This window comes from Acinetobacter sp. CIP A162, assembly GCF_000367905.1.
In the GTDB taxonomy this organism is placed as follows: Bacteria; Pseudomonadota; Gammaproteobacteria; order Pseudomonadales; family Moraxellaceae; genus Acinetobacter; species Acinetobacter lwoffii.
On record NZ_KB849159.1, the window covers coordinates 1,258,259 to 1,280,018 of the forward strand.

Sequence of the window (21,760 nt, forward strand, 5' to 3'; positions counted from 1 at the left end):
TGATTGAAGATCCAGCTTTGATTCTAATGAAAAAAAATGCAAGTGGAAGTGCAGATATAAAAAAACACCTGAAGGGGACTTCAGGTGTCTGCAAGACGAGCAGTAATGGAGAAAGCTTAGTTAATGATGCGTACAATTTTGTTGGTACGCTCATTGACCAGAACGTAGTCATTGTTGACCTTGTACCATTGCTGGAAACGACCGGTATTTGGCAAACGGCGTGCTTCGCGATCACTTACTTCAAAACGGTTGTTGTCATATTGGCGAGGTAAAGTTTGTCCTACGCGCCAGTCACGGCTTGGATTGATCATACGGTTGTTATGACGGCGGTCATCATTCCAGCGACGGTCGTCATTCCATTTCTTGCTGTCTTTGGCATTCCAGTGTGGCGCCGGTTTATGCGGATTATGGTCATAACGCGAGTCATGCTGTGGTGCTGCCATTGCAGAAGTAGCTAACAAAGCACTTAGAGATAACGCGATTGTAGTTAAGACTTTTTTCATGGCTCTCACCTTAAGATGTATATCTAATTTCGATGAGACTAAATTAGCGAACAAGTACATAGAAAGCGTGAGGGCTATTTAGTTAAATTGTTAAATTCATGAAGAAATTTAGTAGATGAATCACGCAGTTTGAAAACTGGAAAAGCCGCGAGATTTTGGGTTAAAAATTTTCAGCCAGTGAAATAAAAAAGCCCAAACATCGTTGGGCCTTAAAGAAGATTAAATTTGAATGCACTTATGAACTAGTCACCCACAATCCGGATAATGCTGTTGTTTTCAGAATCCACCAGAATATAGTCATTATTGACTTTGTACCATTGCTGCTTGCGGTCAGGTCGAGGCAGGCGATGGTCTTTATATTCAACTTTATAGCCATTGCCACGATAATGCTGCGGCATCACATAACCCGGCTGCCAGCGTAACTGTTGCAGGCGTTTCACCCCGCGTTCTTCACGCATACGGCGGTTATCCTGCTGATCTTCCTCTCGGAACTCACGGGCTTTCTTCTTGTCATGACCATGACGTGAATCCATACGGGATTCATCATTGAAATGAGGGGCAGCGATGACGACATTGCTCAGCATGAATGTACTGCAAGAAATTGCCAGTGCCACCAAAACCTTTTTCATGTTGAACCCTCATTAAATTGTTCATCTTCTACAGTGCCTAATGTACGGAAAAATTGCAGAGAAACTGTGAAGAACAGGCACAATTTTTATAACAAATGCAGAGATATTATGATGATGTCATGTTTTTATATGACTATATGCGACGGCATCACTTCTATAAAGTAGCCTACCGAGCCATGTCCTTATCTCATCAAAGCAAGGGCCAACATGCAAGCGAAAATCGATGATTTAGCTCAAAAAAACAGCATTGAGTCAGCGAGAAAAAAGTTCATGATTTAATGAAACGACAAAGAATTTTGCCGGTTTAGTTTGAGATTAATTCCATTGCTCTGCCAAACCTTGTAAGGACTGAATCGCGTCAGCCACGGATTCAGCTTGTAGGGCGTCATCGAGTGCCACAATCAATGCTTCAGATAACTGCAACTGTTCAATCCGGTGAATTGTTTCAATTTTACGTTTTTGGTCAGCCATGCTGCGCTCCTGATTTGATCTATCTGTGATTCAAGAAAGCATAGTCCAATCAGTTTAATTTGGAAAACCGTATAATTTTATATATTTAATATGTAAATCCGATTTATTGTTATTTTTTGCAGGATTTTAAGAAAAAAAGGGCACTTTATCGAAAAGTGCCCAAGATTATTCAATGACCCGACTTTTAATAAGCGTAGTTCAGGTCAGTATAATCGTTGAGTGATTTCTGCACATGCGCCTGAATAAAGGCACGTACATCCTCGGCCGTCATGGCTTTGCCCTGATTGCTGATGACATGTTCGATTTCTGGCTGACCTTCAATTTTAATGCGATAAACAAAATGCTTGGCCAGACGATAACTGTCGTCTAATTTTTCAATGCCAGTCACATAATAATAGGCATGTTCAAAATTCAGATCCTGATGTGAAAATACAAATTGCTCGAACAATTTGAGTTTCTGAGCATTTTCGAGTGCTTTGATGTCATCCACGATACTGGCTTCAAACTTGGTGCCGTATTTCTCTGAAATAGGCTGTTGATCAATCAGCAGCGACACCATGCCATCGTCTAAATGGGTCACCGTAATATTGTTTAATTCAGTCATGATGCACTCGAGTGAAATATAGTGGGGCTTAGTATGCTGTTATTTTAGTGAAACTCAATGCGAGCGGGGTGAAGTTAGCCAAGATTTACGCGCTGAATGCGACTAAAACCGAAATAAAAAGGGAGCAATTGCTCCCTGAATGACAGACAGAATAATTTAATCCTGTGCGTCAATACTCTGGCCATTCATATGCAGGCTGTCATCGCCCATCAAATATAGATAAGCCGGCATGATTGAATCGGGGGTAGGTAGGGTTTTCGGATCTTCATTCGGATAGGCCTTGGCGCGCATGGCAGTTCGCGTTGCCCCGGGATTGATGCAGTTATAACGGATATTTGGATGTACCTGCTCTTTGGCAAATAACTGGCTTACCGCTTCAATAGCAATTTTAGAAACCGAATAGGCACCCCAGCGTTCGCGGGCTTCGCGGCCTACACCTGAGCTGGCAAAAACCACAGAAGCATGTTCAGATTTGGATAATAACGGTAACAGCGCTTGGGTCATGACAAAGGGTGCACGCAGATTGACCGCCATCACATCATCCCAGACATTGACTGGATAATCCGCCAAGGGAACCCGTTCGCCTAAAATGCCGGCATTGTGCAGAATGCCGTCCAGACGACCAAACTGACGGTCTAGCGTATCGAGCAAAAGCTCATAATCACGTTCTGACGCACTCGATAGTTGTAGCGGCAAGATGGCAGGTTGCGGCGCACCCAAACTTTCAATTTCATCATAAATGACTTCGAGCTTGTTTAAGGTACGCCCATGCAGCACCACAGTTGCGCCATGCAAGGCATAACTGATTGCTGCTGCACGTCCAATGCCATCGCCCGCACCTGTGATTAGGATGATACGATCCTTGAGCAGATCGGGGCGAGGTTGATATGCTGAATATTTCATTATCTACCTCCTCACTTCTTATTATTTAGTGTTAAGCGTTCAAGATACCGCAGTATGCTGCTTCAGTACCAGTGTCTGAATCAATTGATGTAATTCTGGCACAGTATGCACGATATGGTCGGCCTGCCAGGTGTTTAAATCGTCTTTGTATTGCAACGGCAAATAACCATAAGCAGCCAGAATGGTCAGCATCTGGGCATGACGGCCGGCATCAATATCTCGGGGATGATCTCCGACATAGATACAGTCTTCCGCGGCAAGATTCAGTTGCTTGGCTGCCAGATACATCGGTTCAGGATCAGGTTTGGTGCGGGTGACATCTTCTGGACATACCAACACCGCACAGCGTTCACTCAAGTTCAGTGCTTGCAGTAAAGCCTCACTGAGCCAGCGCGGTTTATTGGTCACGATCCCCCAAGGAATGTCATTTTCCTCTAGCTGTTCCAACAAAGGATACATGCCGTCAAACAGATCGGTATCGACCGCAATATCTGCGCCGTACATGTCCAGAAAGCGCTGACGGTGTTGCAGAAAGACCGGATCTTCTAGTTGCAGTTCCGGATAAACCAGTTTCACCATAGCGCGAGCGCCTTCGGAGACCTGGGTACGAATCAGCTCGGGTGCAACCAGTGGGCGGCCTTCTTCACGGCACATCTGCTGGATAATTCGGATAAAATCGGCAGCGGTATCAATCAGGGTTCCATCTAGGTCAAATAAAACGGCTTTCATGCTGTGGTCTCTGCTGCGCTATCTTTCACGGTATAAACCATGTAGTTCACATCAACATTCGGTGCCAGCCAATAACGCTTGGTCAGCGGATTATAGTGCAGACCGGTCATGTCTTTGAGCTTTAAACCCGCGTTACGAATATCATGTGCCAGTTCAGACGGCTTGATAAATTTGCTGTAATCATGGGTGCCTTTGGCCAGCATGCGCAAGACATATTCTGCCCCGATAATCGCAAATAAATAGGACTTTGGATTACGGTTAATGGTCGAGAAGAATACATGACCACCTGGCTTGACCAGCTTGTGACAGGCCTGAATAATCGATGCCGGATCTGGCACATGCTCTAGCATTTCCATGCAGGTCACGATGTCATATTGGCCAGCCTGTTCGTCTGCCAGTTGCTCAACCGGCACCTGACGATATTCAATATTGTTCACACCTTCCTGTTCGGCATGGATGCGTGCCACATTTAAAGGGGCTGCGCCCATATCAATCCCGAGTACATCGGCACCGCGTCGCGCCATGCTTTCGGCCAGAATACCGCCACCACAGCCGACATCCAGCACTTTTTTGCCGCTCAGGCCTTCGGCATGTTCATCAATCCAGTTTAAACGCAGTGGATTAATCATGTGCAAGGGGCGGAACTCGGAATGCTGATCCCACCATATAGCTGCAAATGCTTCAAACTTGGCAATTTCTTGTGGATCAACATTCAATTGCGACATCGGTGTCACCTCAATCAGTCATGATTAGCTAAAAATATATATGTGCCGAATGGCCAGAGAAACTGATTTAAAACCTTGAAAATCAGTTCGATGGTTTAGTGTAGCGATTCTGGCAGAAAAAGCGATAAAAGCAGCAAAAAAGTTCACAGAATGAAAACGAAACCGGCATAATTGATTTATAGTGAACACATAAACTAAGCATAATGATTTAGAGGACGATAATCCGAATGAAAAAATTCCTTTTAGGCGCTGTTGCCGCATCTGTTTTGGCCTTTTCAGGCAATGCTATGGCCAATTTTGTGGCAGGTCAGGACTATCAGGTGGTTGCAAAACCAGTCAAAGTCGAAAAACCGGGCAGAATTGAGGTACGTGAATTCTTCTGGTACGGCTGTGGTCACTGTTTCGCGCTTGAACCACATATGCAGGGCTGGTTGAAAAAATTACCAAAAGATGTACGTTTTGTACGTACGCCGGCTGCAATGAATCCACTCTGGGAGCAGGCAGCGCGTGCTTATTATGTGTCTGAAGCATTGGGTGTGCGTCAAAAAGCACATTTACAATTATTCCATGATATTCATGATAAGCAACGTCCAATTTTAGAACAGGCGCAATTGGCCAAGTTCTATACCCGCTATGGTATTCCTGAAGCGAAATTTAACAGCACTTATAAATCTTTCCCGATCACTTCGAAAATTGCCCAAGCCAAAAATCTGGCTGCTCAGTATCAGTTAAGTGGTGTTCCGGCAGTGACCGTGAATGGTAAATATATTGTGCAGGGTAATGATGCCAAAGTCATTCAGGTGGTGAATTACCTGATCGAGAAAGAGCGTAAAGCCAAATAAGTCTGAACTGACGATCAGTAAAAAAAACCTGCATCATGATGCAGGTTTTTTTATTTAGGCAGGGGGAATGACCGCTTCATTGAGCACAGGGCTTGCGGTTTCAACTGTTTTGGCAGGTCGCCAGTACCAGTGCAAAATGCCACGTAGCAAGAGCTGCATCTGTAGCACGCTTTGGGTTTTAAAGGCATTGGATTGAGCGCGGCGCAGCTCTGGATCAACCTGATGCTGCAGATGAATCCAGCCCATGGCCCAGTTCAGGGACAGTTCAATCAGCATCTGTGCCAGAGCCTGCAAGTCCTGTGATGCCTGAATATGTCGGGTAGATTGCATCTTGGCCAGTTCATGCATGACATCTTCAGCCAGAAAATGAATTTCCCGTTCAATGCCGACACGTAACACGTCCGAACCGCCCCAACGTTCTGCCACAAAAAAAATCCAGGGTTCAGGATGATATTCGACGGCCTGAAAGAAGAGCTCAAGCCCGGTGTGGGTTCGAGTATTCGGCTGATACAGATAAGCCTGCCCCAGCTGATTGAGTACACCCTTGATATGAATCGCAACCTGATCCAGCAATTCCAGACCCAACTGGTTCATATCCTGAAAGTGCCGATAGAACGCCGTCGGTACTACTCCGACTGCATTCGCGACTTCACGTAGGCTGATCGTGCTGAAAGCGCGGCCCTGACTGCTGAATGCTAGTGTCGCATCGAGTAGTGCCTGATGACTTTGCTGCTTGCGATCTTCACGTAAGGACATAAATGGGTTTCCTGTCACTGGCTTCCCTCATAGGGAGTTTTAGTCTAGCAAAAATTAAATCAAATCGTAGTGCCACAGATCGGCAGAATTTTGACATCTCGTAGCGAGCTGATGCATTGATTTTGTAAATGAATCACCAGGCTGCCTAATCTTGGCAAAGGCTTCTGCTATACTGAGCCGCAATTATTTTGAACCCATACAGGACTTATTATGCGTATCGACCAGCGAGCATTAGATCAATTACGTGAAGTGAAAATTACCCGTAACTATACACGTTATGCGGAAGGCTCTGTATTGGTTGAATTTGGTCATACCAAAGTACTCTGTACTGCCAGTGTGGATAGTTCTGTACCGCGTTTCCTCAAAGGTCAGGGCCAAGGCTGGGTGACTGCTGAATATGGCATGTTGCCACGTTCAACTCATACCCGTAGTGACCGTGAAGCGGCACGTGGCAAACAGAGTGGCCGTACTCAGGAAATTCAGCGTCTGATTGGTCGTAGCTTGCGCTCAATGGTCGATCTGAAAAAGCTGGGTGAAAATACCATTACTATCGACTGTGACGTAATTCAGGCTGATGGCGGCACCCGTACTGCAGCGATTACTGGTGCTGCGGTGGCTTTGGTCGATGCCATGAACGTCTTGCTGGAAAGAAAGAAAATCAAACATGATCCATTAAAAGGTTTGGTGGCTGCGGTTTCTGTGGGTATTTTCAAAGATGAAGTATTACTGGATCTTTGCTATGAAGAAGATTCAAACTGTCAAACCGATTTGAACGTGGTGATGACTCAGGCCGGTGAATTTATTGAAATTCAAGGCACTGCAGAAGATAAGCCATTTACCCGTGCACAATCGAATGCCATGCTGGAAATGGCCGAGAAAGGCATTCAGGAATTGGTGAAAAAACAGCAAGAAGCTTTAGGTTGGTAATCTATTCCATGCTGAAAAACGCATCTCTGGATGCGTTTTTTTATGCCTGAAATTTCACTCTGCACCTGTATTCAAAAACTACATTACAAAACTTCCTGACAAAAAGTCGACATGAATCGGCTATATCTGAACCGGTTTTGCATCGATATTGGATCAGATGAGAACACAATGAGGAATGCGACATGAAACAGTGGCTTTGTGCAATTTCATTGCTGGGCGTGTTTGGATTAACTGCCTGTGACTGGGGCAATAATCGTGAAGATGACGAGCGTTCAGTGTTAAATCAGGATCGTGATGAGGATAACGGAAGATATAACGACCGTGATGGTGACGATGATGACCGCGATCGCCGAGGTAATCGGGATGACGATGATGATTAAGGTCTAAAATAGAAAATTGAGCAAAATATACGCAAAAAAAATTTCTAAAAATAAAAAAAGGGTGCTTCGCACCCTCTACGGTCATCTATCCCATCTAGGCTTAAGCATTGAAACGCATCGACAGATCAATGGCTTTGAGATCTTTGGTCAGCACGCCCATGGAAATATAATCTACTCCGGTACTCGCGACTTCACGTAAATTATCAATGGTGATATTACCTGAGGCTTCCAGTTTGCAGCGACCGGCCACATGTTGCACCGCGTCGATCATCTGCTGCTGACTGAAATTATCCAGCATCACAATATCAGCATGGGCTTCGAGTGCCTGATTCAGCTCATCCCAGGTTTCGACTTCAACTTCGACAGGCTTACCCGGTGCAATTTGATGGGCCTTGGCAATCGCCTGCGCAATGCCACCCGCTGCCATAATATGATTTTCTTTAATCAAGAAGGCATCAAACAGGCCCAAACGGTGATTCTGGCCACCGCCAATGGCCACGGCATATTTTTGTGCGATACGCAGACCCGGAAGCGTTTTACGAGTATCTAATAATTTGGTGTTTAAACCTTGCAGCTCTTTGACATAGTGGGCGGTTTTAGTCGCAACCGCAGACAGCGTCTGGACAAAGTTTAGCGCAGGGCGCTCCACGGTGAGTAAGCTACGTGCAGATCCGGCCAGTTTTAAAAATGCTTGATTGGCTTGAACATGATCGCCATCATTTTTCAGCCAGATCACTTCAATACTTGGATCATAGGCCTGAATCAAGGCATTTACCCAAGGCTGGCCGGCCAAAACCATGTCTTCACGGCTAATGATAGTGGCAGTGGCCTGTTCATCTTCAGGAGTCAGCAGGGCGGTAATATCGCCTTCACCGATATCTTCTGAAAGTGCTTGTTGAATATTGATCTGAATGGACTGGTCTAGCAAAGCTTGAGATATGCGCATGAGTATTTCCGTATCTTTTTTAAGCCGTGAAAATTGCGCCTTATCTTAGCACCGTTACATAAAAGATGAGCGATTTTTCATCCAGTTTGCTGGGATGAATTGAGATTTCTCCTTGAAAGTTTTAGCATGAAGCCGGCTGCAATGCTGATCTTGCAGATTTTATTTTTGGGGAGAACGGTTTTATGCAACAGGCAGCTGAGTTTCAGGTCAAGGACGGGCAACTAATCGGTGCACGTCAAATCCCGTCTCCCAATTTTAATCAGCGGCCAGAACAGACCGAGATTCAATTGCTGGTGATTCACAATATCAGCCTGCCACCTTCACAGTTTGGCGGTGGTTATATTGAACAGTTTTTTCAGAATCAGCTGGACTGGTCCGTACATCCTTATTTTCAAACCATTGAAGGGATGCAGGTGTCGACCCATCTGCTAATTTTAAGAACGGGAGAAGTACTGCAATTTGTTAATTTCAATGACCGTGCCTGGCATGCCGGCCGCTCGAGCTATTTGGGCAAAAAAGAATGTAATGATTATTCGATCGGGATCGAACTGGAAGGCAGTGATGACTTGCCTTTTGCAGCTGAACAATATCAGGCCTTGGTAAAAGTCACGGCCTGTCTGCAACAGCATTATTCTAAGATTCAGCAGCATATTGCCGGACATTCGGATATTGCACCGGGTCGCAAGACTGATCCAGGGCCGTATTTTAACTGGGCTGATTTTCGTACACAGTTACAGCATTATAAAAACACCTCAAGCTCGCTTGAGCGATGAAATTAAGCAATGAACTTCTGACAAAAGTTTCATTACAATAGCCACAAATTTATACATTAGGTGAATAGGATGGCGCTTTGGCGTTCGACCGTCATTGTCAGTGCGATGACCATGTTGTCACGCGTACTGGGATTGGTTCGAGATATTGTTTTACTGAATGTCTTTGGTGCTGGTAAAGACTTCGATACCTTCGTAGTCGCATTTCGTATTCCAAACTTTTTCAGGCGTTTATTTGCCGAAGGCGCATTTTCACAGGCGTTTATTCCGGTACTGACCGAATATAAGACCAGTCGCACGCATACTGAAGTCCAGATCCTGATCAGCCGGGTATTTGGCTGTCTGGCCACGGTCATGACCACGTTGACCATGGTCGCGATCATTGCTGCGCCATTGATTATGTATGTCTATGCGCCCGGTTTTCATAGCGATCCTGAAAAATTCGCCCTGGCGACCGACATGTTTCGCCTGACCATTCCTTATTTGCTGTTCATGTCACTGACGGCTTTTGCCAGCAGTATTCTGAACAGTTATGGTTCTTTCAGTACCCCGGCATTTGCACCGGTCTTGCTGAATGTAGCGATGATTGCCGGAGCGCTCTGGCTTACGCCTTATATGGCCGAGCCGATTATGGCACTGGGCTGGGCTGTGATCATTGCCGGTATTTTGCAGCTGGCCATCCAGATTCCTGAATTGTGGCGTAAAAACCTGCTGATTCCACCGAAAATTGACTTCAAGCATGAAGGCGTAGATCGCATCATGAAGTTGATGCTGCCGGCATTATTTGGTGTATCTGTCACGCAAATTAACCTGCTATTAAATACCATCTGGGCCTCATTCATGCAGGATGGTTCGGTGTCCTGGCTGTATAGTGCCGAGCGTATGACCGAATTGCCACTGGGTCTGATCGGTGTTGCAATTGGTACCGTGATTTTGCCGTCGTTATCGGCACGGCATACTGAACAGAACCCAGAAAAATTCCGTGGCATGATGGACTGGGCAGCTAAAGTCATTGTGATGGCAGGCCTACCCGCCAGTATTGCACTGTTTATGCTGTCGACCCCGATTATTCAGGCCCTGTTTGAACGTGGCCAATTCACCTTTGAAGATACCCAGATGACGGCTTTGGCGCTGCAATGTATGAGCGGTGGTGTGATTGCCTTTATGTTGATTAAAGTCTTTGCACCCGGTTTTTATGCAAAGCAGGATACCAGAACCCCGGTGCGGGTCGGTCTGATGGCTGTGGCGGCCAATGCGATTCTGAACGTGATCTTTATCGGTTTCTTCAAGCTGATTGACTGGGAAGCAGAGCATATGGCCCTTGCGTTGGCATCGACGGGTTCAGCCATGGTCAATGCCGGTTTGCTTTATTATTATCTGCATAAGCGTGATATTTTCCGTTTTGGTTCGCACTGGAAAAAAATCTTCCTGCAATTCATGTTTGCCAATGTGGTGATGATTGCGGCTCTGGCCTATGCCCTAAGCTGGTATAACGCAGATGTATCACAATGGATGCGTGTTTTAGAAGTATTGATCTTATGTGTTGTGGGTGTGGTGGCGTACGTTGCAGCCTTGCTGGTAGCGGGTTTTAGACCACGTCATTTAAAACCTTAAGTTCATATTGAAAGAAGTATTTTTGATCAAAATAGATCATTAAAATACCCATAAAAAAACAAGAGCCAGAAGGCTCTTGTTTTTTGAAAGCTAACACTTGCTTTGAACAGGTCTAGCGTAAATCTAGACCTTGCCGCGCGAAAGAAAACCAACGATCGCAAGAATCACCGCAATTACTAACAAGATAATTGCAAAATCCTTAGACAAGCCTGCGACGCCACCGAAACCAAGTAGACTCGCAATTAATGCAATAACAGCAAAAATAATAGCCCAGCGAAACATATATATTCTCCATGTGTTTTTATTTTCAAATTTAGTATAGAAATAAACGATTCCAGCGACTGTTAGTGTTTTGTTGATGAACTGTCTATGATTTAACAATAGTTTACGTGATAGTAATAAGAATTTGAGGCGGTAGGTCTGCAGGGTTCGGGCTGCTATAATAAGCTGATTTTTGAATGTGCCGACCTGATCATGAGCGATACTTTACGTCCCGAATTCTGGAAAAACTATTCACTTGCTGAACTGACACAAGTCGAGTGGGAGGCCTTGTGTGATGGTTGCGGATTATGTTGTCTGATTAAGCTGGAAGATGAAGATACTCAGGAAGTCGCATATACCAAAGTGGCCTGCAAATTACTGGATTGTAGCACTGCGCGTTGTTCCAATTATTCGGATCGTTTGCAATATGTGCCGGACTGTATTCAGCTCACGCCAGAGAAGCTGGAAACGATTCACTGGTTGCCTTCGAGTTGTGCCTATCGCCGGGTAGAGCAGGGCAAAAGCCTGCCATCCTGGCATTATCTGATCAGCGGTTCACGGGAAAGTGTGATTCAGGCACGTAAGTCGGCAGCAGGGCGCTGCCTGAGTGAAAGCGACATTCATGAAGATGACATCGAAGACTATATCGTACGTTGGGTGCGTTAAATCGGCCTGCGTGATGCGTTTATTGATCTGCTGGATGGAGTAGAGCCTGAGCCGAAGCACCGGCCATCGGGCGATAGAAATAGAATCCTTGTCCTATCTGACAGTCACAATGGATCAGGGTATCCAGCTGTTCTGTATTCTCGATTCCTTCCACCAGAACATCCAGTGCAATACTAGAGCCTATCTGAGTAATGGCTTTGACAATAGCCAGGGCAGACGGGTCACTGTTCATGCGTTCTACAAAGTTGCGGTCAATCTTGATGCAATCGACCGGATAGTCCTGCAAGCGAGTCAGCGAAGAATGTCCAGTACCGAAATCATCCAGCGAAATCTGGATTCCAGCCTGTTTCAGCAGGTTGAGGGCGCGAACCACATAATTGGCACCATGCTCGGACAGGCTCTGTTCGGTAATTTCCAGTTCAACTTTGTGGGCCGGAATATCGAAATTGGACAGGCGTGCCAACAGTTTTTCGGCATAGTCATCGCGCAGGAATTCGACCGGTGCAGCATTGATGGAAATCGGTAACAGATCCAGACCTTGTGCCTGCCAGCGACTCATATCTGCAAAGACTTTCAGTTGCATGGTCTCACTGATGCGTGAGGCCAGCTCATAGTCCTGAAAGGCAGCAAAAATTTCGGAAGGTAACTGAATGTTCTGATTCTGATCTTGCCAGCGTAATAGTGCTTCGAAACCAATCACTGCACCATCAGAAAGACGTACTTTAGGTTGGTAATAGGGAATGATCTGATCGGCCAGAATAATCTTGCGAGCCAGAGTCAGCTGCTTGGTTATATTTTCCAGTGACCCACACATTTCCTGATTAAACATGCGGATGCCACCACGACCACTATTTTTCAGGTCATTTAAGGCGATATCAGCACATTTCAGCAGATTAGAGGTATTCAATGCATCACGTGGATAGATGGCACAGCCAATACTCATGGCACTGCTGATGCTATTGCCGACATAATTGATGGGCTGATCCAGCTGGGCATAGGCCATTTGCGCCGTTGCCAGCAGCTGCTCTTCACTTTCCAGATTTTTGACCAGTACGGCAAATTCATCGCCACCCAAACGGGCGATGATGGTATTTGGCCCGAAGCAGGTCTGGAAACGTTTGCCCAAGACATGTAGCAGATGATCGCCGGCAATATGGCCCAAGGTGTCATTAATATGCCGGAAATAGTCCAGATCAATCAGCAGTAAACCCGCCATGGTCTGCTGTTGTTTGGCCTTTAAAAGCACCTGCTTAAAGGTTTTATAGAAGGTACTACGATTATACAGGCCGGTGAGTTCATCCCGTTTAATTACTTCTTTTAAACGCGTTTCTGCAATTTTTTGCTGACTGATATTACGTGATACACAGAGGATATTTTGAGTAATATTCTGCTGATCCAGAATCGGGGTGAGCAGATGATCCCAATATTGGATCGATTGATCTTTGATCTGGATTTTGCTGGAGAAACGGCTGTTTAAGCCTTGGGCTGCCTGTTTCAAAGCACGTTGCCCGGATTTTCGGGCTTCAGGGGTTAAGCGATTTAACCAGCACAATGAACGGTCCTGATCTTGTTCTGCGGTCTCATTTGCTTGTGCGAGACAGCCAGCTTGGTTGCTATGCTGAATCTCGCCTTCAGGACTGATAATGTTGATGCAGTCTGCGCTGGCATCCAACATGTTTTCCTGGGTTGAAACAATCTGAGAAAGTTGCTGTTGGATTTCAAAATAATCATGCACATCAGTCAGGGAAACGGCCCATTGCAGCAAATGTTCAGGTTCATGATGAAATTTTACCGCTAGGGTACACATGCGATAATGGGTATCACTGCGTTTAATCCGGCACTGGGTTTCAAAGTTCTGATGCTGATCCAGCGCAGCATGCCACTGCGCTAAAAACAGCTGCAAGTCTTCTGCATGAATAAAGCTCTGCCATTGCGGATGACCCTGTTCATTCAGGTTCACGCCAAGATAATCAGTCAAGGCATCGTTAAAATATTGCAGATGTTTTTTGTTGCTGACCCACAAGGGTTGCGGTAAGGCATCGATCAGATTTTTTAACAAAACCGATTCAGACAAGTGAACGTGGGGTGCAATCAGTGATGATGACGTCAGTGGCTTAGACCGACTCACAGCTCCCTGTTCAAATTTATCATGCTTCATGCATTCACCACTACAACCCAAAAGTGCCCAAGGGGCGAGATAAGTTTCTTTTAATTAGAATAAACAATATGAAAATTACACTGTAATTAATTCACAATTAATCATGTTCAAATTATTCGCTTTTATAGAGATTAATTCATTCAGAATTAAAAAAATAGAGGATATCTACATAAATTAATTTTTTATGCTTGATGTTTGCATTCTTGGAATCAAAACTGCTGATGTTAGAATGAGATCAGAATTTAGTTTGAGCCAATAATAACATGTCAGATAGTCATATCCCGCTTCCAGAACGCTTACGGCCACGCGACCTTACACAGATTATCGGGCAGGAACATTTGCTGGGAGAACATGCGCCCTTACGCCAGATGATTGATCAGGGGCATCTGCCTTCGATCATTTTTTGGGGACCTCCCGGGGTCGGCAAAACTACCATTGCCTTATTATTGGCTCAAGCGGTAGACCGGCCTTTTATCAGTCTGTCTGCCCTGAATACCGGCGTGAAAGAGCTACGTGAAATCATTGCCGAAGGTGGCGATTTGCTGACGCCAGTGGTGTTTATTGACGAAATTCACCGTTTTAATAAATCCCAGCAGGATGCATTATTAAATGCGGTCGAGAAAGGCAAAATTACCCTGATTGGCGCCACCACCGAAAACCCGTCTTTCGAAGTGAATAGTGCTTTGTTATCACGTTGTCAGGTGTATAGCCTGAATGCATTGAGTGCTGAATCGATTCAGACTTTGTTGACGCAAGCCTTGCAAAATGACTCTTTCTTACAGGAAAGACATATCCTGATTGAAGAATTTGATGCCCTGATCCAGTTCGCGGCAGGAGATGCCCGCAAGGCGCTGAATTTACTGGATCTGATTGCCAGTACCTTTGAAGCGGATATGGAAAATATCATTACCAATGCGGTGGTGGTGAAAGTGGCACAGCAAAATATTGCCCGCTATGACAAGTCTGGTGAGCAGCACTATGATTTAGTTTCGGCCTTTATTAAATCAATTCGCGGCAGTGACCCAGATGCGGCCCTGTACTGGATGGCACGCATGCTCAAAGGCGGTGAAGATCCGGTATTCATTGCACGGCGCATGTTGATTGCCGCATCCGAAGATATCGGCAACTCCAATCCAAATGCTTTGCTATTGGCTGGTGAATGTTTCCGTTCTGTGCAAGCCGTAGGCATGCCGGAATGCAGGATTATTTTGGGACAATGTACGGTTTATCTAGCGACCAGTGCCAAAAGTAATAGTACCTATCTGGCGATTAACAAGGCGATGGAACTCGCAGATAAAACCTCAAATCTGCCAGTGCCTTTGCACTTAAGGAATGCACCGACCAAACTGATGAAAGAACAGGGCTATGGCGTGGATTATCTGTATCCGCATAATTATCCTGAGCATTTTGTGCTGCAAGAATATATGCCGCCAGAATTGAAAAATACCAAACTGTATGAATCAGCACGTAATAAACGTGAAGTTGAAGGGGAGCGTTTACAGCAACGCCGTTGGCAACAGCAACAACAGTAGCAATAAAGCTGGGTATCTCAACTAATTGAACAGAGTAAAAAAAGCCCAATTCAAGGTGAATTGGGCTGAAAGTAGGATGTTTTTTGAGGGAGATAACATCCTAGAGGGTAGAGGAAAAATCTGGTCGGCAAATATGGAGCTAAGTGCATCAATTCACTGATTTGCCTGGTATGAGATAATATTAATGCAGATAGTTTTTGATGTAAAAACGATCATTTTAATAATAAAAATTTATTTTTCCGATTAAAAACCGGAAATAAAAAAACCGAGCTAAAAAGCTCGGTTTTTTCGAATCTGCGCATTTCCAGATTAGATGTTGTCCAGGTTGATACCTAAACGGCCAGCCACTTCTTCATAGGCTTCAACCACGCCGCCTAAACCTTGACGGAAACGGTCTTTATCCAGTTTTTTCTTGGTGTCTTTGTCCCATAGACGGCAACCGTCTGGAGAGAATTCATCACCAAGTACGATACGGTCGTGGAACACACCAAATTCAAGTTTGAAATCGACCAGAATCATGTTACCTGCGTCAAACAATGCTTTAAGCACGTCGTTCACTTGGTAAGTCAATTCTTTCATTTTCGCCAATTGTTCAGCAGTTGCCCAACCTAAAGCAATGGCTTGTGATTCATTGACCATTGGATCGCCAAGCGCATCATCTTTAAAGAACAATTCAAATGTTGGAGGAGTCAGTTCCTTGCCTTCTTCCACACCCAGGCGGCGGCATAAAGAACCTGCTGCATAGTTACGGATCACACATTCAACCGGGATCATATCCAGTTTTTTCACCAGCACTTCATTTGGAGTCAGTAGCTTTTCAAAGTGGGTCTCAATTCCCGCTTCTGCCAGTTTTTCCATGATGAAGGCGTTAAAACGGTTGTTCACCTTGCCTTTACGATCTAGTTGCTCAATTTTTTCGCCATTGAATGCTGAGGCATCATCGCGAAAGACTAAAATCAGATGGTCTGAACTGTCTGTGGTGTAGACAGATTTCGCTTTACCAGTATAGAGCAAGGTTTGTTTTAACATGAGGGAACCTTTTACAAAAAAAAATGCCTAGAAATGTCTAGGCTGGCCAATTTTGGTAAATCTGGTTGAGCAGTTCTGCAGCTTTTTCACGGTCGGCAAAACTGTTATCGGCATTGAACACAGCAAGGTTATTACTCGAACCGACAGAAGATAATCTTAATACATAGGTCTGCTGGTCGACCTTAATCGTGACTTCGTAACGATTTTTGCTCTGCGCAACGATGCTATGATTCAGACTGCTGAGGGTGGCAAGTGTATATTGCCAAATTGTAGCAGAATTTCCCTCAATTTTAAGCAGCGGATTAAGATTTCCGTCAGTGACCAACTGTGGTTGACCCACTGTATTGGTTTCGGTTAGATCAGCTGTATTTGAGTTTTCAGTCTGGGCTTGTGGGCGTGGCAAGGCAAAACGGTTGCCACGCTGGTTTTCAAGCTTCGGTGCATGTTCAATTGCAAGCGGATCAACTGTTGGAGCAGGATACAATGGCGTTGCAGGACGAACCATGGCGCCTTCAGGATATTGTAAAGCTTCCAGGGTAGTAGTCTCTTTATAGTCTAAAGTGCCGTTATTAAAGGCCATTGAACTACAACCTGCCAAACTGAATACTGAAAGTGTAAGGCTAAGTCCTAAACGTAATTGCATAATCTTGTGCTCTTTTATTTAATAACGCCCGCTTCGACCAGTGCTTCATGAAGCGGAGCGCGATATTGTTCTGCAAGTGGTGTTAATGGAAGGCGAATACCCGTACCAATTAAGCCCATGTCATGGAGTGCCCATTTCACAGGAATTGGGTTCGATTCGCAAAATAAAATATTGTGTAAATTTGCAACCTGAGCATTTAACTGTTCAGCTGTGGTTGCATCACCGGCAATGGCGGCAGCACACACTTCGCTCATAGCTTTCGGAGCCACATTCGCTGTGACCGAGATATTACCTTTGGCACCATGACCGATCAGCTGATATGCAGTGGCATCATCACCCGAATAAACAGTCATGTCTTTGCCTACAAGACCTTGTAGCAGTTCAGCACCGCGCGGTACATCGCCAGTCGCATCTTTAATACCGATAATTTGTGGAATATCCGCCAGGCGAATCACGGTTTCATTGGCCATATCCACACCGGTACGGCCTGGAACATTATAAAGAATCTGTGGCAGGTCAACAGCTTCAGCAATAGCTTTATAATGCTGATACAAGCCTTCCTGAGTCGGTTTGTTATAATATGGCGTTACCAGTAAAGCGGCATCTGCCCCTAGCTCTTTGGCTTCGCGGGTCAGTTCGATCGCTTCACGGGTCGAGTTCGCACCTGTGCCGGCAATAATAGGAATACGTTTGTTGGCCACACGAATGATTTCTTTGATCACCTGGGTGTGTTCACTCATACTGAGAGTAGAGGCTTCGCCTGTTGTTCCAACGGCGACAATACTGTTGGTGCCCTCTGCAATGTGCCATTCAACCAGCTTCTCGAGACCCTTCCAATCTACGCTGCCATCTTCAAACATAGGGGTGACGATTGCGACTATGGAACCTTGAATGGTCTGTGCTTGCTGAGTCATTTTAAAAAACTATCCTATTTGTCCATCCGAAAGGAATGAGAAAACATAAATTGGGATGGATTTGTATTTTGATTTATAGCAAATTCAATAGATTTGCATTGAATTGAATATTGCTTATGCAAATTATGACTGATCAAACGCATAAGAACAATATGCTTTAGTAAAAGCTACTGAATTCTTTATACAAAGCCTTTTGGAAACAATCAAGTAATAAATAAGATGATTTATAAAGCAAAATCCTGAGACCAAAGTTATGTCTCCAGTCTAGACAATGGAGGAGATTACCCCAAATGAACCCAATAATGATAAGGCTTGTGCAAAAAGATCAGCTGAAAACTGCCATTTTTATGCCTTTTAATTTTTGATTAATAGGGTCTGTTGACATTTACTGTTCAAAAAAATAGCGAGAAAGTAAAATTTAATCGCCAAACTAAATTTACTTCTCGCTATGCCTCGTACAATGCTGAATGATCAACACTGGTCTAAGTTACTTTCTATTTTCCGAAATTTTGATATCTATTTCAAATCTAATTTGAGAAATTTTGTCGAAGCAATACTTTATAGAATAAGAACAGGCTGCCCATGGCGTGATTTGCCTAAAGAATTTGGTTCGTATAACTCAATCTTTAAAAAATATAATCGTTGGTGTAAAAATGATAAGTTAATGAAAATATTTAAATTAATTTCTTCAAGTGCTGATATGGAATGGGTTTTTATTGATGGTAGTCATGTTCGGGCACACCAACATTCTGCTGGAATAAAAGATCAGGATATTTCTAAAAGCATTGGTGGAAATAGTTCTAAAATACACTTAGCTGTTGATGCGGATGGCAATCCAATCGAAATTATTATCTCCGATGGAACGATACATGATGTCAAGATTGCTCCCAAAATGATTGAAAAACTTGATTTGAGTGAAACGGAAGTATGTTGTGCAGACAAAGGATATGACTCTGAATCATTAAGAGAACAAATATCTGCGAAAAAAACTAAAGCGAATATTCCAAGAAAATCAAATACTCAGTCAAATAATGATCATATGGATTGGTATTTATATAAAATCAGACACTTAGTTGAGAATGCATTTTGTAGGTTAAAGCAGTTCAGAGGAATAGCAACACGATATGATAAGCTAAAGTGTAGCTATGAGGGGGCAGTTGCATTAGCTTGTATATTTATTTGGCTACCTTTATCGGGTAAATTCTATACTTGAAATGTCAACAGACCCTAGTTATATTGGATAAATTGAGACCTCGTACATCTTGATCGTACTCTCGTACCAAAACAAATAAAGCCAAAAACGACTAAGACTAATCTTTTTTAAATATCAATAAATTGAGAATTTTTTTTCTTATCGGTTAATTTTTTAACTTGATGTATAAGCTTTAAACTCTAAGTCTTGAACTTTATGATGTTCTGATTAAGTGTTTTTGCGACTTTATCAGTCAGCATCTTCAATTCATCTACTTCAGCTCCTTATGGAATATCCAAGCAAAACGTTCAACTTATTGATAGTTATTTCTGCAATCAGGCTCATAGATGATGGCTGTCTTTTGTAACGCTGATTGAACAAGGATAATCCAATGGAAAAATCAGACAATAAGCATGCTATCGTCACGGTCGCGATCTGTTTTCTGATTGCGGTGATTGAAGGCTTAGATATTCAGGCAGCCGGAATTGCTGCTGCAGGTATTCGTGAGCATTTTGGTCTCGATAGTTCCCAGTTGGGTGTGTTTTTTAGTGCAGGGATTCTGGGTTTATTACCGGGTGCACTGGTTGGTGGTCGATTTGCGGACCGCATTGGCCGTAAGAAAGTCTTGATCTGGTCAACAGCAATATTTGCTGTATTTACCTTATGTACGGTTTGGGTCAATAGCTTTAACAGCTTGCTGGCAATGCGTTTCCTGGCTGGAGCAGGTCTGGGCGGCGCGATGCCAATTCTGATCACGCTTGCTTCTGAAGCAGTCTCTCCACAAAACCGTGGCCGTGCAGTGGGCTTGATGTACTGCGGCATGCCAGTCGGCGCAGCGATTTTGTCTTTGATTGCGGCGACTGAATTTGGTGCCAACTGGAAAAATGTTTTCTATCTCGGTGGTCTGTTACCGATTTTTGCCATTCCGCTGATGATGCTATTTTTGCCTGAATCGCAGGAATACCTGAAAGCACAGAACAAAACGGCTGCAGAACTTGCCGTTACACCGAAGGGTTCATTTAAGGATCTGTTTAATTCGGACAACCTGTTGCGTACGCTGTGTATCTGGGTGAGCTACTTCTTTACCTTGATGGTGGTTTACATCATGTTGAGCTGGTTGCCATCATTGTTTATGGAACTTGGCTTTACCCGTAAAGATGGTTCAACTGCACAATTCTACTTCATGGTTACAGCGACGATTGGTACGATTATTTTGGGTATGCTGACCGACCGCTGGAAGAAAGCCTATGTGATCCTGTTGATGTACGGCGGTATTCTGGCAGGTCTACTGGCGCTGAATGGTGCAAGCTCGCTGAACCAGATGTATATGGCAGCAGCATTGGCCGGTGCCTTCGTGATTGGCTGTCAGGGTGTACTGTATGCCTTCGGTAGTATCGTTTATCCGACAGAAGTGCGTGGTACTGGTGTTGGTGTTGCATCTGCAGTTGGCCGTATCGGTGCCATGCTGGGGCCAGTCATTGCCGGTCAGTTATTGACAGCAGGTTTCGGTGCTGCGGGGGTCATTACTGCTGCGATCCCATGTATCATCATCTCTGCATTATGTATGCTGTTCCTGGTGAACCGCACTAAAGTGTAAGGTTCAACGATTTAAAAAAGCCTGCTCTTGCAGGCTTTTTTATTTTCTGAATTTAAGAATTAAATACACTGTTTTATTATTAAAAAGACTCATCACTTTATCTTAAAACTTATTTTTTTTGCAGAGATCTAGCTTGATACAAGCCCGGAACTCATCTCATATTTGTCAAAAACAATGAATCTATTGATCTGCTCATATACACATGCCGAGAATACACAGTCATGCCATTTTTAACCGTAGAGCTAAAAATCCTGAGGTATTTTGCGCTATGCTTGGGCATAAATCGAGATTTCAATGGATGAAAACAGATGCAGAATAATGTTGCTTTACTGGTCGTAGACGTACAAAGAGGATTTACCCCGGGAGGCAATCTGGCTGTAGCCAATGCTGACCAGATTATTCCAAATATTAATCTATTGGGGCAGCATTTTAAGCATATTATCCTGACCCAAGACTGGCATCCGGACAACCATATTTCCTTTGTAGACAACCATCCCGGCAAAGTAGCCTATGACAGTATTCAGCTGGATTATGGTACTCAGGTTTTATGGCCAAAGCATTGTGTGCAAGGGACACTCGATGCCGAACTGCATCCGGATTTAAATTTACCGCAAGCACAACTCATCATTCGCAAGGGTTTTCATTCCCAGATCGACAGTTACTCGGCCTTTATGGAAGCTGACCAGAAAACCACGACGGGTCTTGCTGGCTATCTGCGTGAACGTGGGATTGATACCGTATTTGTGGTCGGGATTGCTACGGACTTTTGTGTGGCCTGGACTGCAATCGATGCCTGCAAACTGGGCTTTAAAACCTATGTGATTGCCGATGCCACCAAGGGCATTGACCTGAATGGTTCCTTGCAACATGCCTGGCAGGATATGCTGTCGCATGGCGTGAAACGTATCTATGTGAAAGATATTGTTCAAGCAGCTTAACACTGGATAGGGATAGAACTTAATATCCCTT

General features: G+C 44.3%; 24 protein-coding genes. 10 read left to right on the forward strand and 14 right to left on the reverse strand.

The genetic code is table 11. From position 1 onward, the window contains the following. Positions 1 to 116 precede the first annotated feature (116 nt). The 7 genes from F995_RS12315 to ubiG all read right to left on the reverse strand — a co-directional run bounded on the left by F995_RS12315 (position 117) and on the right by ubiG (position 4,564). The gene (locus tag F995_RS12315) at positions 117 to 503 is read right to left on the reverse strand and encodes an RcnB family protein (protein ID WP_004647164.1); all 387 of its coding nucleotides are present in this window, start codon (positions 501 to 503) and stop codon (positions 117 to 119) included. 242 nt (positions 504 to 745) lie between these two features. After that, complete coding sequence (locus F995_RS12320; RefSeq protein WP_004281230.1) at positions 746 to 1,132, reverse strand: RcnB family protein; 387 nt, start codon at positions 1,130 to 1,132, stop codon at positions 746 to 748. Positions 1,133 to 1,447: 315 nt separating this feature from the next. Next, positions 1,448 to 1,603 (reverse strand): hypothetical protein, encoded by a 156-nt coding sequence (locus tag F995_RS16835; protein WP_004281231.1) that lies wholly within the window; start codon positions 1,601 to 1,603, stop codon positions 1,448 to 1,450. Between the two features lie 184 nt (positions 1,604 to 1,787). After that, positions 1,788 to 2,207, reverse strand: a complete 420-nt coding sequence (locus F995_RS12325) for a hypothetical protein (RefSeq protein ID WP_004281232.1) — start codon at positions 2,205 to 2,207, stop codon at positions 1,788 to 1,790. 156 nt (positions 2,208 to 2,363) lie between these two features. Beyond that, positions 2,364 to 3,110, reverse strand: coding sequence for a YciK family oxidoreductase (locus F995_RS12330; RefSeq protein ID WP_004647165.1), 747 nt, complete (start codon positions 3,108 to 3,110; stop codon positions 2,364 to 2,366). Positions 3,111 to 3,149: 39 nt separating this feature from the next. Further along, positions 3,150 to 3,839, reverse strand: a complete 690-nt coding sequence (locus tag F995_RS12335; RefSeq protein WP_004647166.1) for an HAD family hydrolase — start codon at positions 3,837 to 3,839, stop codon at positions 3,150 to 3,152. Further along, the gene (gene ubiG / locus F995_RS12340) at positions 3,836 to 4,564 is read right to left on the reverse strand and encodes a bifunctional 2-polyprenyl-6-hydroxyphenol methylase/3-demethylubiquinol 3-O-methyltransferase UbiG (protein WP_004647167.1); all 729 of its coding nucleotides are present in this window, start codon (positions 4,562 to 4,564) and stop codon (positions 3,836 to 3,838) included. Before ubiG ends, F995_RS12335 begins: the two co-directional genes overlap by 4 nt. Positions 4,565 to 4,791: 227 nt before the next feature. On the opposite strand from ubiG, the gene F995_RS12345 reads away from it, so the two are divergent. Further along, complete coding sequence (locus F995_RS12345) at positions 4,792 to 5,406, forward strand: thiol:disulfide interchange protein DsbA/DsbL (RefSeq protein WP_004281236.1); 615 nt, start codon at positions 4,792 to 4,794, stop codon at positions 5,404 to 5,406. A gap of 54 nt (positions 5,407 to 5,460) precedes the next feature. On the opposite strand, the gene F995_RS12350 is transcribed toward F995_RS12345, so the two are convergent. Further along, positions 5,461 to 6,162: a TetR family transcriptional regulator gene (locus F995_RS12350; RefSeq protein WP_004647169.1), complete on the reverse strand. Its 702-nt coding sequence runs from the start codon at positions 6,160 to 6,162 to the stop codon at positions 5,461 to 5,463. Positions 6,163 to 6,372: 210 nt separating this feature from the next. Here F995_RS12350 and rph point away from each other — a divergent pair, with 210 nt between their 5' ends. Both rph and F995_RS12360 read left to right on the forward strand, forming a co-directional pair. Continuing rightward, positions 6,373 to 7,089 (forward strand): ribonuclease PH, encoded by a 717-nt coding sequence (rph, locus tag F995_RS12355; protein WP_004281238.1) that lies wholly within the window; start codon positions 6,373 to 6,375, stop codon positions 7,087 to 7,089. Between the two features lie 182 nt (positions 7,090 to 7,271). After that, the gene (locus F995_RS12360) at positions 7,272 to 7,469 is read left to right on the forward strand and encodes a hypothetical protein (RefSeq protein ID WP_004281239.1); all 198 of its coding nucleotides are present in this window, start codon (positions 7,272 to 7,274) and stop codon (positions 7,467 to 7,469) included. 100 nt (positions 7,470 to 7,569) lie between these two features. Here the strand turns inward: F995_RS12360 and nadC are convergent, their stop codons facing one another. Further along, positions 7,570 to 8,415, reverse strand: a complete 846-nt coding sequence (gene nadC, locus F995_RS12365; RefSeq protein ID WP_004647170.1) for a carboxylating nicotinate-nucleotide diphosphorylase — start codon at positions 8,413 to 8,415, stop codon at positions 7,570 to 7,572. A 182-nt stretch (positions 8,416 to 8,597) separates the two neighbouring features. On the opposite strand from nadC, the gene ampD reads away from it, so the two are divergent. Both ampD and murJ read left to right on the forward strand, forming a co-directional pair. Further along, positions 8,598 to 9,188: a 1,6-anhydro-N-acetylmuramyl-L-alanine amidase AmpD gene (ampD, locus tag F995_RS12370; protein ID WP_004647171.1), complete on the forward strand. Its 591-nt coding sequence runs from the start codon at positions 8,598 to 8,600 to the stop codon at positions 9,186 to 9,188. A 60-nt stretch (positions 9,189 to 9,248) separates the two neighbouring features. Beyond that, a complete protein-coding gene (gene murJ, locus F995_RS12375) occupies positions 9,249 to 10,799 on the forward strand; it encodes a murein biosynthesis integral membrane protein MurJ (RefSeq protein WP_171057031.1) in 1,551 nt (516 codons plus the stop codon). A gap of 123 nt (positions 10,800 to 10,922) precedes the next feature. On the opposite strand, the gene F995_RS16395 is transcribed toward murJ, so the two are convergent. Beyond that, on the reverse strand, positions 10,923 to 11,081 hold the full coding sequence (locus tag F995_RS16395; protein ID WP_004647174.1) for a DUF1328 domain-containing protein: 159 nt from the start codon (positions 11,079 to 11,081) through the stop codon (positions 10,923 to 10,925). A 192-nt stretch (positions 11,082 to 11,273) separates the two neighbouring features. Between F995_RS16395 and F995_RS12385 the strand changes: the two genes are divergently transcribed. Next, a complete protein-coding gene (locus tag F995_RS12385) occupies positions 11,274 to 11,726 on the forward strand; it encodes a YcgN family cysteine cluster protein (protein ID WP_004647175.1) in 453 nt (150 codons plus the stop codon). 19 nt (positions 11,727 to 11,745) lie between these two features. Here the strand turns inward: F995_RS12385 and F995_RS12390 are convergent, their stop codons facing one another. Then, complete coding sequence (locus F995_RS12390; protein ID WP_004647176.1) at positions 11,746 to 13,884, reverse strand: putative bifunctional diguanylate cyclase/phosphodiesterase; 2,139 nt, start codon at positions 13,882 to 13,884, stop codon at positions 11,746 to 11,748. Between the two features lie 263 nt (positions 13,885 to 14,147). Here F995_RS12390 and F995_RS12395 point away from each other — a divergent pair, with 263 nt between their 5' ends. Continuing rightward, positions 14,148 to 15,416 carry a replication-associated recombination protein A gene (locus tag F995_RS12395; RefSeq protein WP_004647177.1) on the forward strand — a complete coding sequence of 423 codons (1,269 nt, stop codon included), beginning with the start codon at positions 14,148 to 14,150 and terminating at the stop codon, positions 15,414 to 15,416. Positions 15,417 to 15,725: 309 nt separating this feature from the next. Here F995_RS12395 and purC read toward each other — a convergent pair whose 3' ends face one another. Genes purC through dapA form a run of 3 tightly spaced genes read right to left on the reverse strand, consistent with a single transcriptional unit; the run spans position 15,726 to position 18,002 of the window. Beyond that, positions 15,726 to 16,445: a phosphoribosylaminoimidazolesuccinocarboxamide synthase gene (gene purC, locus F995_RS12400; RefSeq protein ID WP_004281247.1), complete on the reverse strand. Its 720-nt coding sequence runs from the start codon at positions 16,443 to 16,445 to the stop codon at positions 15,726 to 15,728. Positions 16,446 to 16,482: 37 nt separating this feature from the next. Beyond that, a complete protein-coding gene (locus F995_RS12405; RefSeq protein ID WP_004647178.1) occupies positions 16,483 to 17,088 on the reverse strand; it encodes a hypothetical protein in 606 nt (201 codons plus the stop codon). 14 nt (positions 17,089 to 17,102) lie between these two features. Further along, positions 17,103 to 18,002 carry a 4-hydroxy-tetrahydrodipicolinate synthase gene (gene dapA, locus F995_RS12410; protein WP_004647179.1) on the reverse strand — a complete coding sequence of 300 codons (900 nt, stop codon included), beginning with the start codon at positions 18,000 to 18,002 and terminating at the stop codon, positions 17,103 to 17,105. Positions 18,003 to 18,450: 448 nt separating this feature from the next. Here dapA and F995_RS12415 point away from each other — a divergent pair, with 448 nt between their 5' ends. The 3 genes from F995_RS12415 (at position 18,451) to pncA (ending at position 21,729) form a co-directional block, all read left to right on the forward strand. Beyond that, on the forward strand, positions 18,451 to 19,215 hold the full coding sequence (locus F995_RS12415; protein ID WP_004645258.1) for an IS5 family transposase: 765 nt from the start codon (positions 18,451 to 18,453) through the stop codon (positions 19,213 to 19,215). Between the two features lie 370 nt (positions 19,216 to 19,585). Further along, a complete protein-coding gene (gene mhpT / locus F995_RS12420; protein WP_004647180.1) occupies positions 19,586 to 20,791 on the forward strand; it encodes a 3-(3-hydroxy-phenyl)propionate transporter MhpT in 1,206 nt (401 codons plus the stop codon). A 308-nt stretch (positions 20,792 to 21,099) separates the two neighbouring features. Beyond that, positions 21,100 to 21,729 (forward strand): bifunctional nicotinamidase/pyrazinamidase, encoded by a 630-nt coding sequence (gene pncA / locus F995_RS12425; RefSeq protein WP_004647181.1) that lies wholly within the window; start codon positions 21,100 to 21,102, stop codon positions 21,727 to 21,729. Positions 21,730 to 21,760: the final 31 nt, after the last annotated feature.

Excerpts from the sequence above, each read along its gene's own strand:
- F995_RS12405 (WP_004647178.1), bottom strand. The coding sequence starts at position 17,088 with ATGCAATTACGTTTAGGACTTAGCCTTACACTTTCAGTATTCAGTTTG.
- F995_RS12350 (WP_004647169.1), bottom strand. The coding sequence starts at position 6,162 with ATGTCCTTACGTGAAGATCGCAAGCAGCAAAGTCATCAGGCACTACTC.
- F995_RS16835 (WP_004281231.1), bottom strand. The coding sequence starts at position 1,603 with ATGGCTGACCAAAAACGTAAAATTGAAACAATTCACCGGATTGAACAG.
- dapA (WP_004647179.1), bottom strand. The coding sequence starts at position 18,002 with ATGACTCAGCAAGCACAGACCATTCAAGGTTCCATAGTCGCAATCGTC.
- F995_RS12320 (WP_004281230.1), bottom strand. The coding sequence starts at position 1,132 with ATGAAAAAGGTTTTGGTGGCACTGGCAATTTCTTGCAGTACATTCATG.
- F995_RS12385 (WP_004647175.1), top strand. The coding sequence starts at position 11,274 with ATGAGCGATACTTTACGTCCCGAATTCTGGAAAAACTATTCACTTGCT.
- F995_RS16395 (WP_004647174.1), bottom strand. The coding sequence starts at position 11,081 with ATGTTTCGCTGGGCTATTATTTTTGCTGTTATTGCATTAATTGCGAGT.
- ampD (WP_004647171.1), top strand. The coding sequence starts at position 8,598 with ATGCAACAGGCAGCTGAGTTTCAGGTCAAGGACGGGCAACTAATCGGT.
- F995_RS12325 (WP_004281232.1), bottom strand. The coding sequence starts at position 2,207 with ATGACTGAATTAAACAATATTACGGTGACCCATTTAGACGATGGCATG.
- F995_RS12415 (WP_004645258.1), top strand. The coding sequence starts at position 18,451 with ATGCCTCGTACAATGCTGAATGATCAACACTGGTCTAAGTTACTTTCT.
- F995_RS12315 (WP_004647164.1), bottom strand. The coding sequence starts at position 503 with ATGAAAAAAGTCTTAACTACAATCGCGTTATCTCTAAGTGCTTTGTTA.
- F995_RS12335 (WP_004647166.1), bottom strand. The coding sequence starts at position 3,839 with ATGAAAGCCGTTTTATTTGACCTAGATGGAACCCTGATTGATACCGCT.
- F995_RS12390 (WP_004647176.1), bottom strand. The coding sequence starts at position 13,884 with ATGAAGCATGATAAATTTGAACAGGGAGCTGTGAGTCGGTCTAAGCCA.
- rph (WP_004281238.1), top strand. The coding sequence starts at position 6,373 with ATGCGTATCGACCAGCGAGCATTAGATCAATTACGTGAAGTGAAAATT.
- F995_RS12330 (WP_004647165.1), bottom strand. The coding sequence starts at position 3,110 with ATGAAATATTCAGCATATCAACCTCGCCCCGATCTGCTCAAGGATCGT.
- mhpT (WP_004647180.1), top strand. The coding sequence starts at position 19,586 with ATGGAAAAATCAGACAATAAGCATGCTATCGTCACGGTCGCGATCTGT.
- ubiG (WP_004647167.1), bottom strand. The coding sequence starts at position 4,564 with ATGTCGCAATTGAATGTTGATCCACAAGAAATTGCCAAGTTTGAAGCA.
- F995_RS12360 (WP_004281239.1), top strand. The coding sequence starts at position 7,272 with ATGAAACAGTGGCTTTGTGCAATTTCATTGCTGGGCGTGTTTGGATTA.
- pncA (WP_004647181.1), top strand. The coding sequence starts at position 21,100 with ATGCAGAATAATGTTGCTTTACTGGTCGTAGACGTACAAAGAGGATTT.
- nadC (WP_004647170.1), bottom strand. The coding sequence starts at position 8,415 with ATGCGCATATCTCAAGCTTTGCTAGACCAGTCCATTCAGATCAATATT.
- F995_RS12395 (WP_004647177.1), top strand. The coding sequence starts at position 14,148 with ATGTCAGATAGTCATATCCCGCTTCCAGAACGCTTACGGCCACGCGAC.
- F995_RS12345 (WP_004281236.1), top strand. The coding sequence starts at position 4,792 with ATGAAAAAATTCCTTTTAGGCGCTGTTGCCGCATCTGTTTTGGCCTTT.
- purC (WP_004281247.1), bottom strand. The coding sequence starts at position 16,445 with ATGTTAAAACAAACCTTGCTCTATACTGGTAAAGCGAAATCTGTCTAC.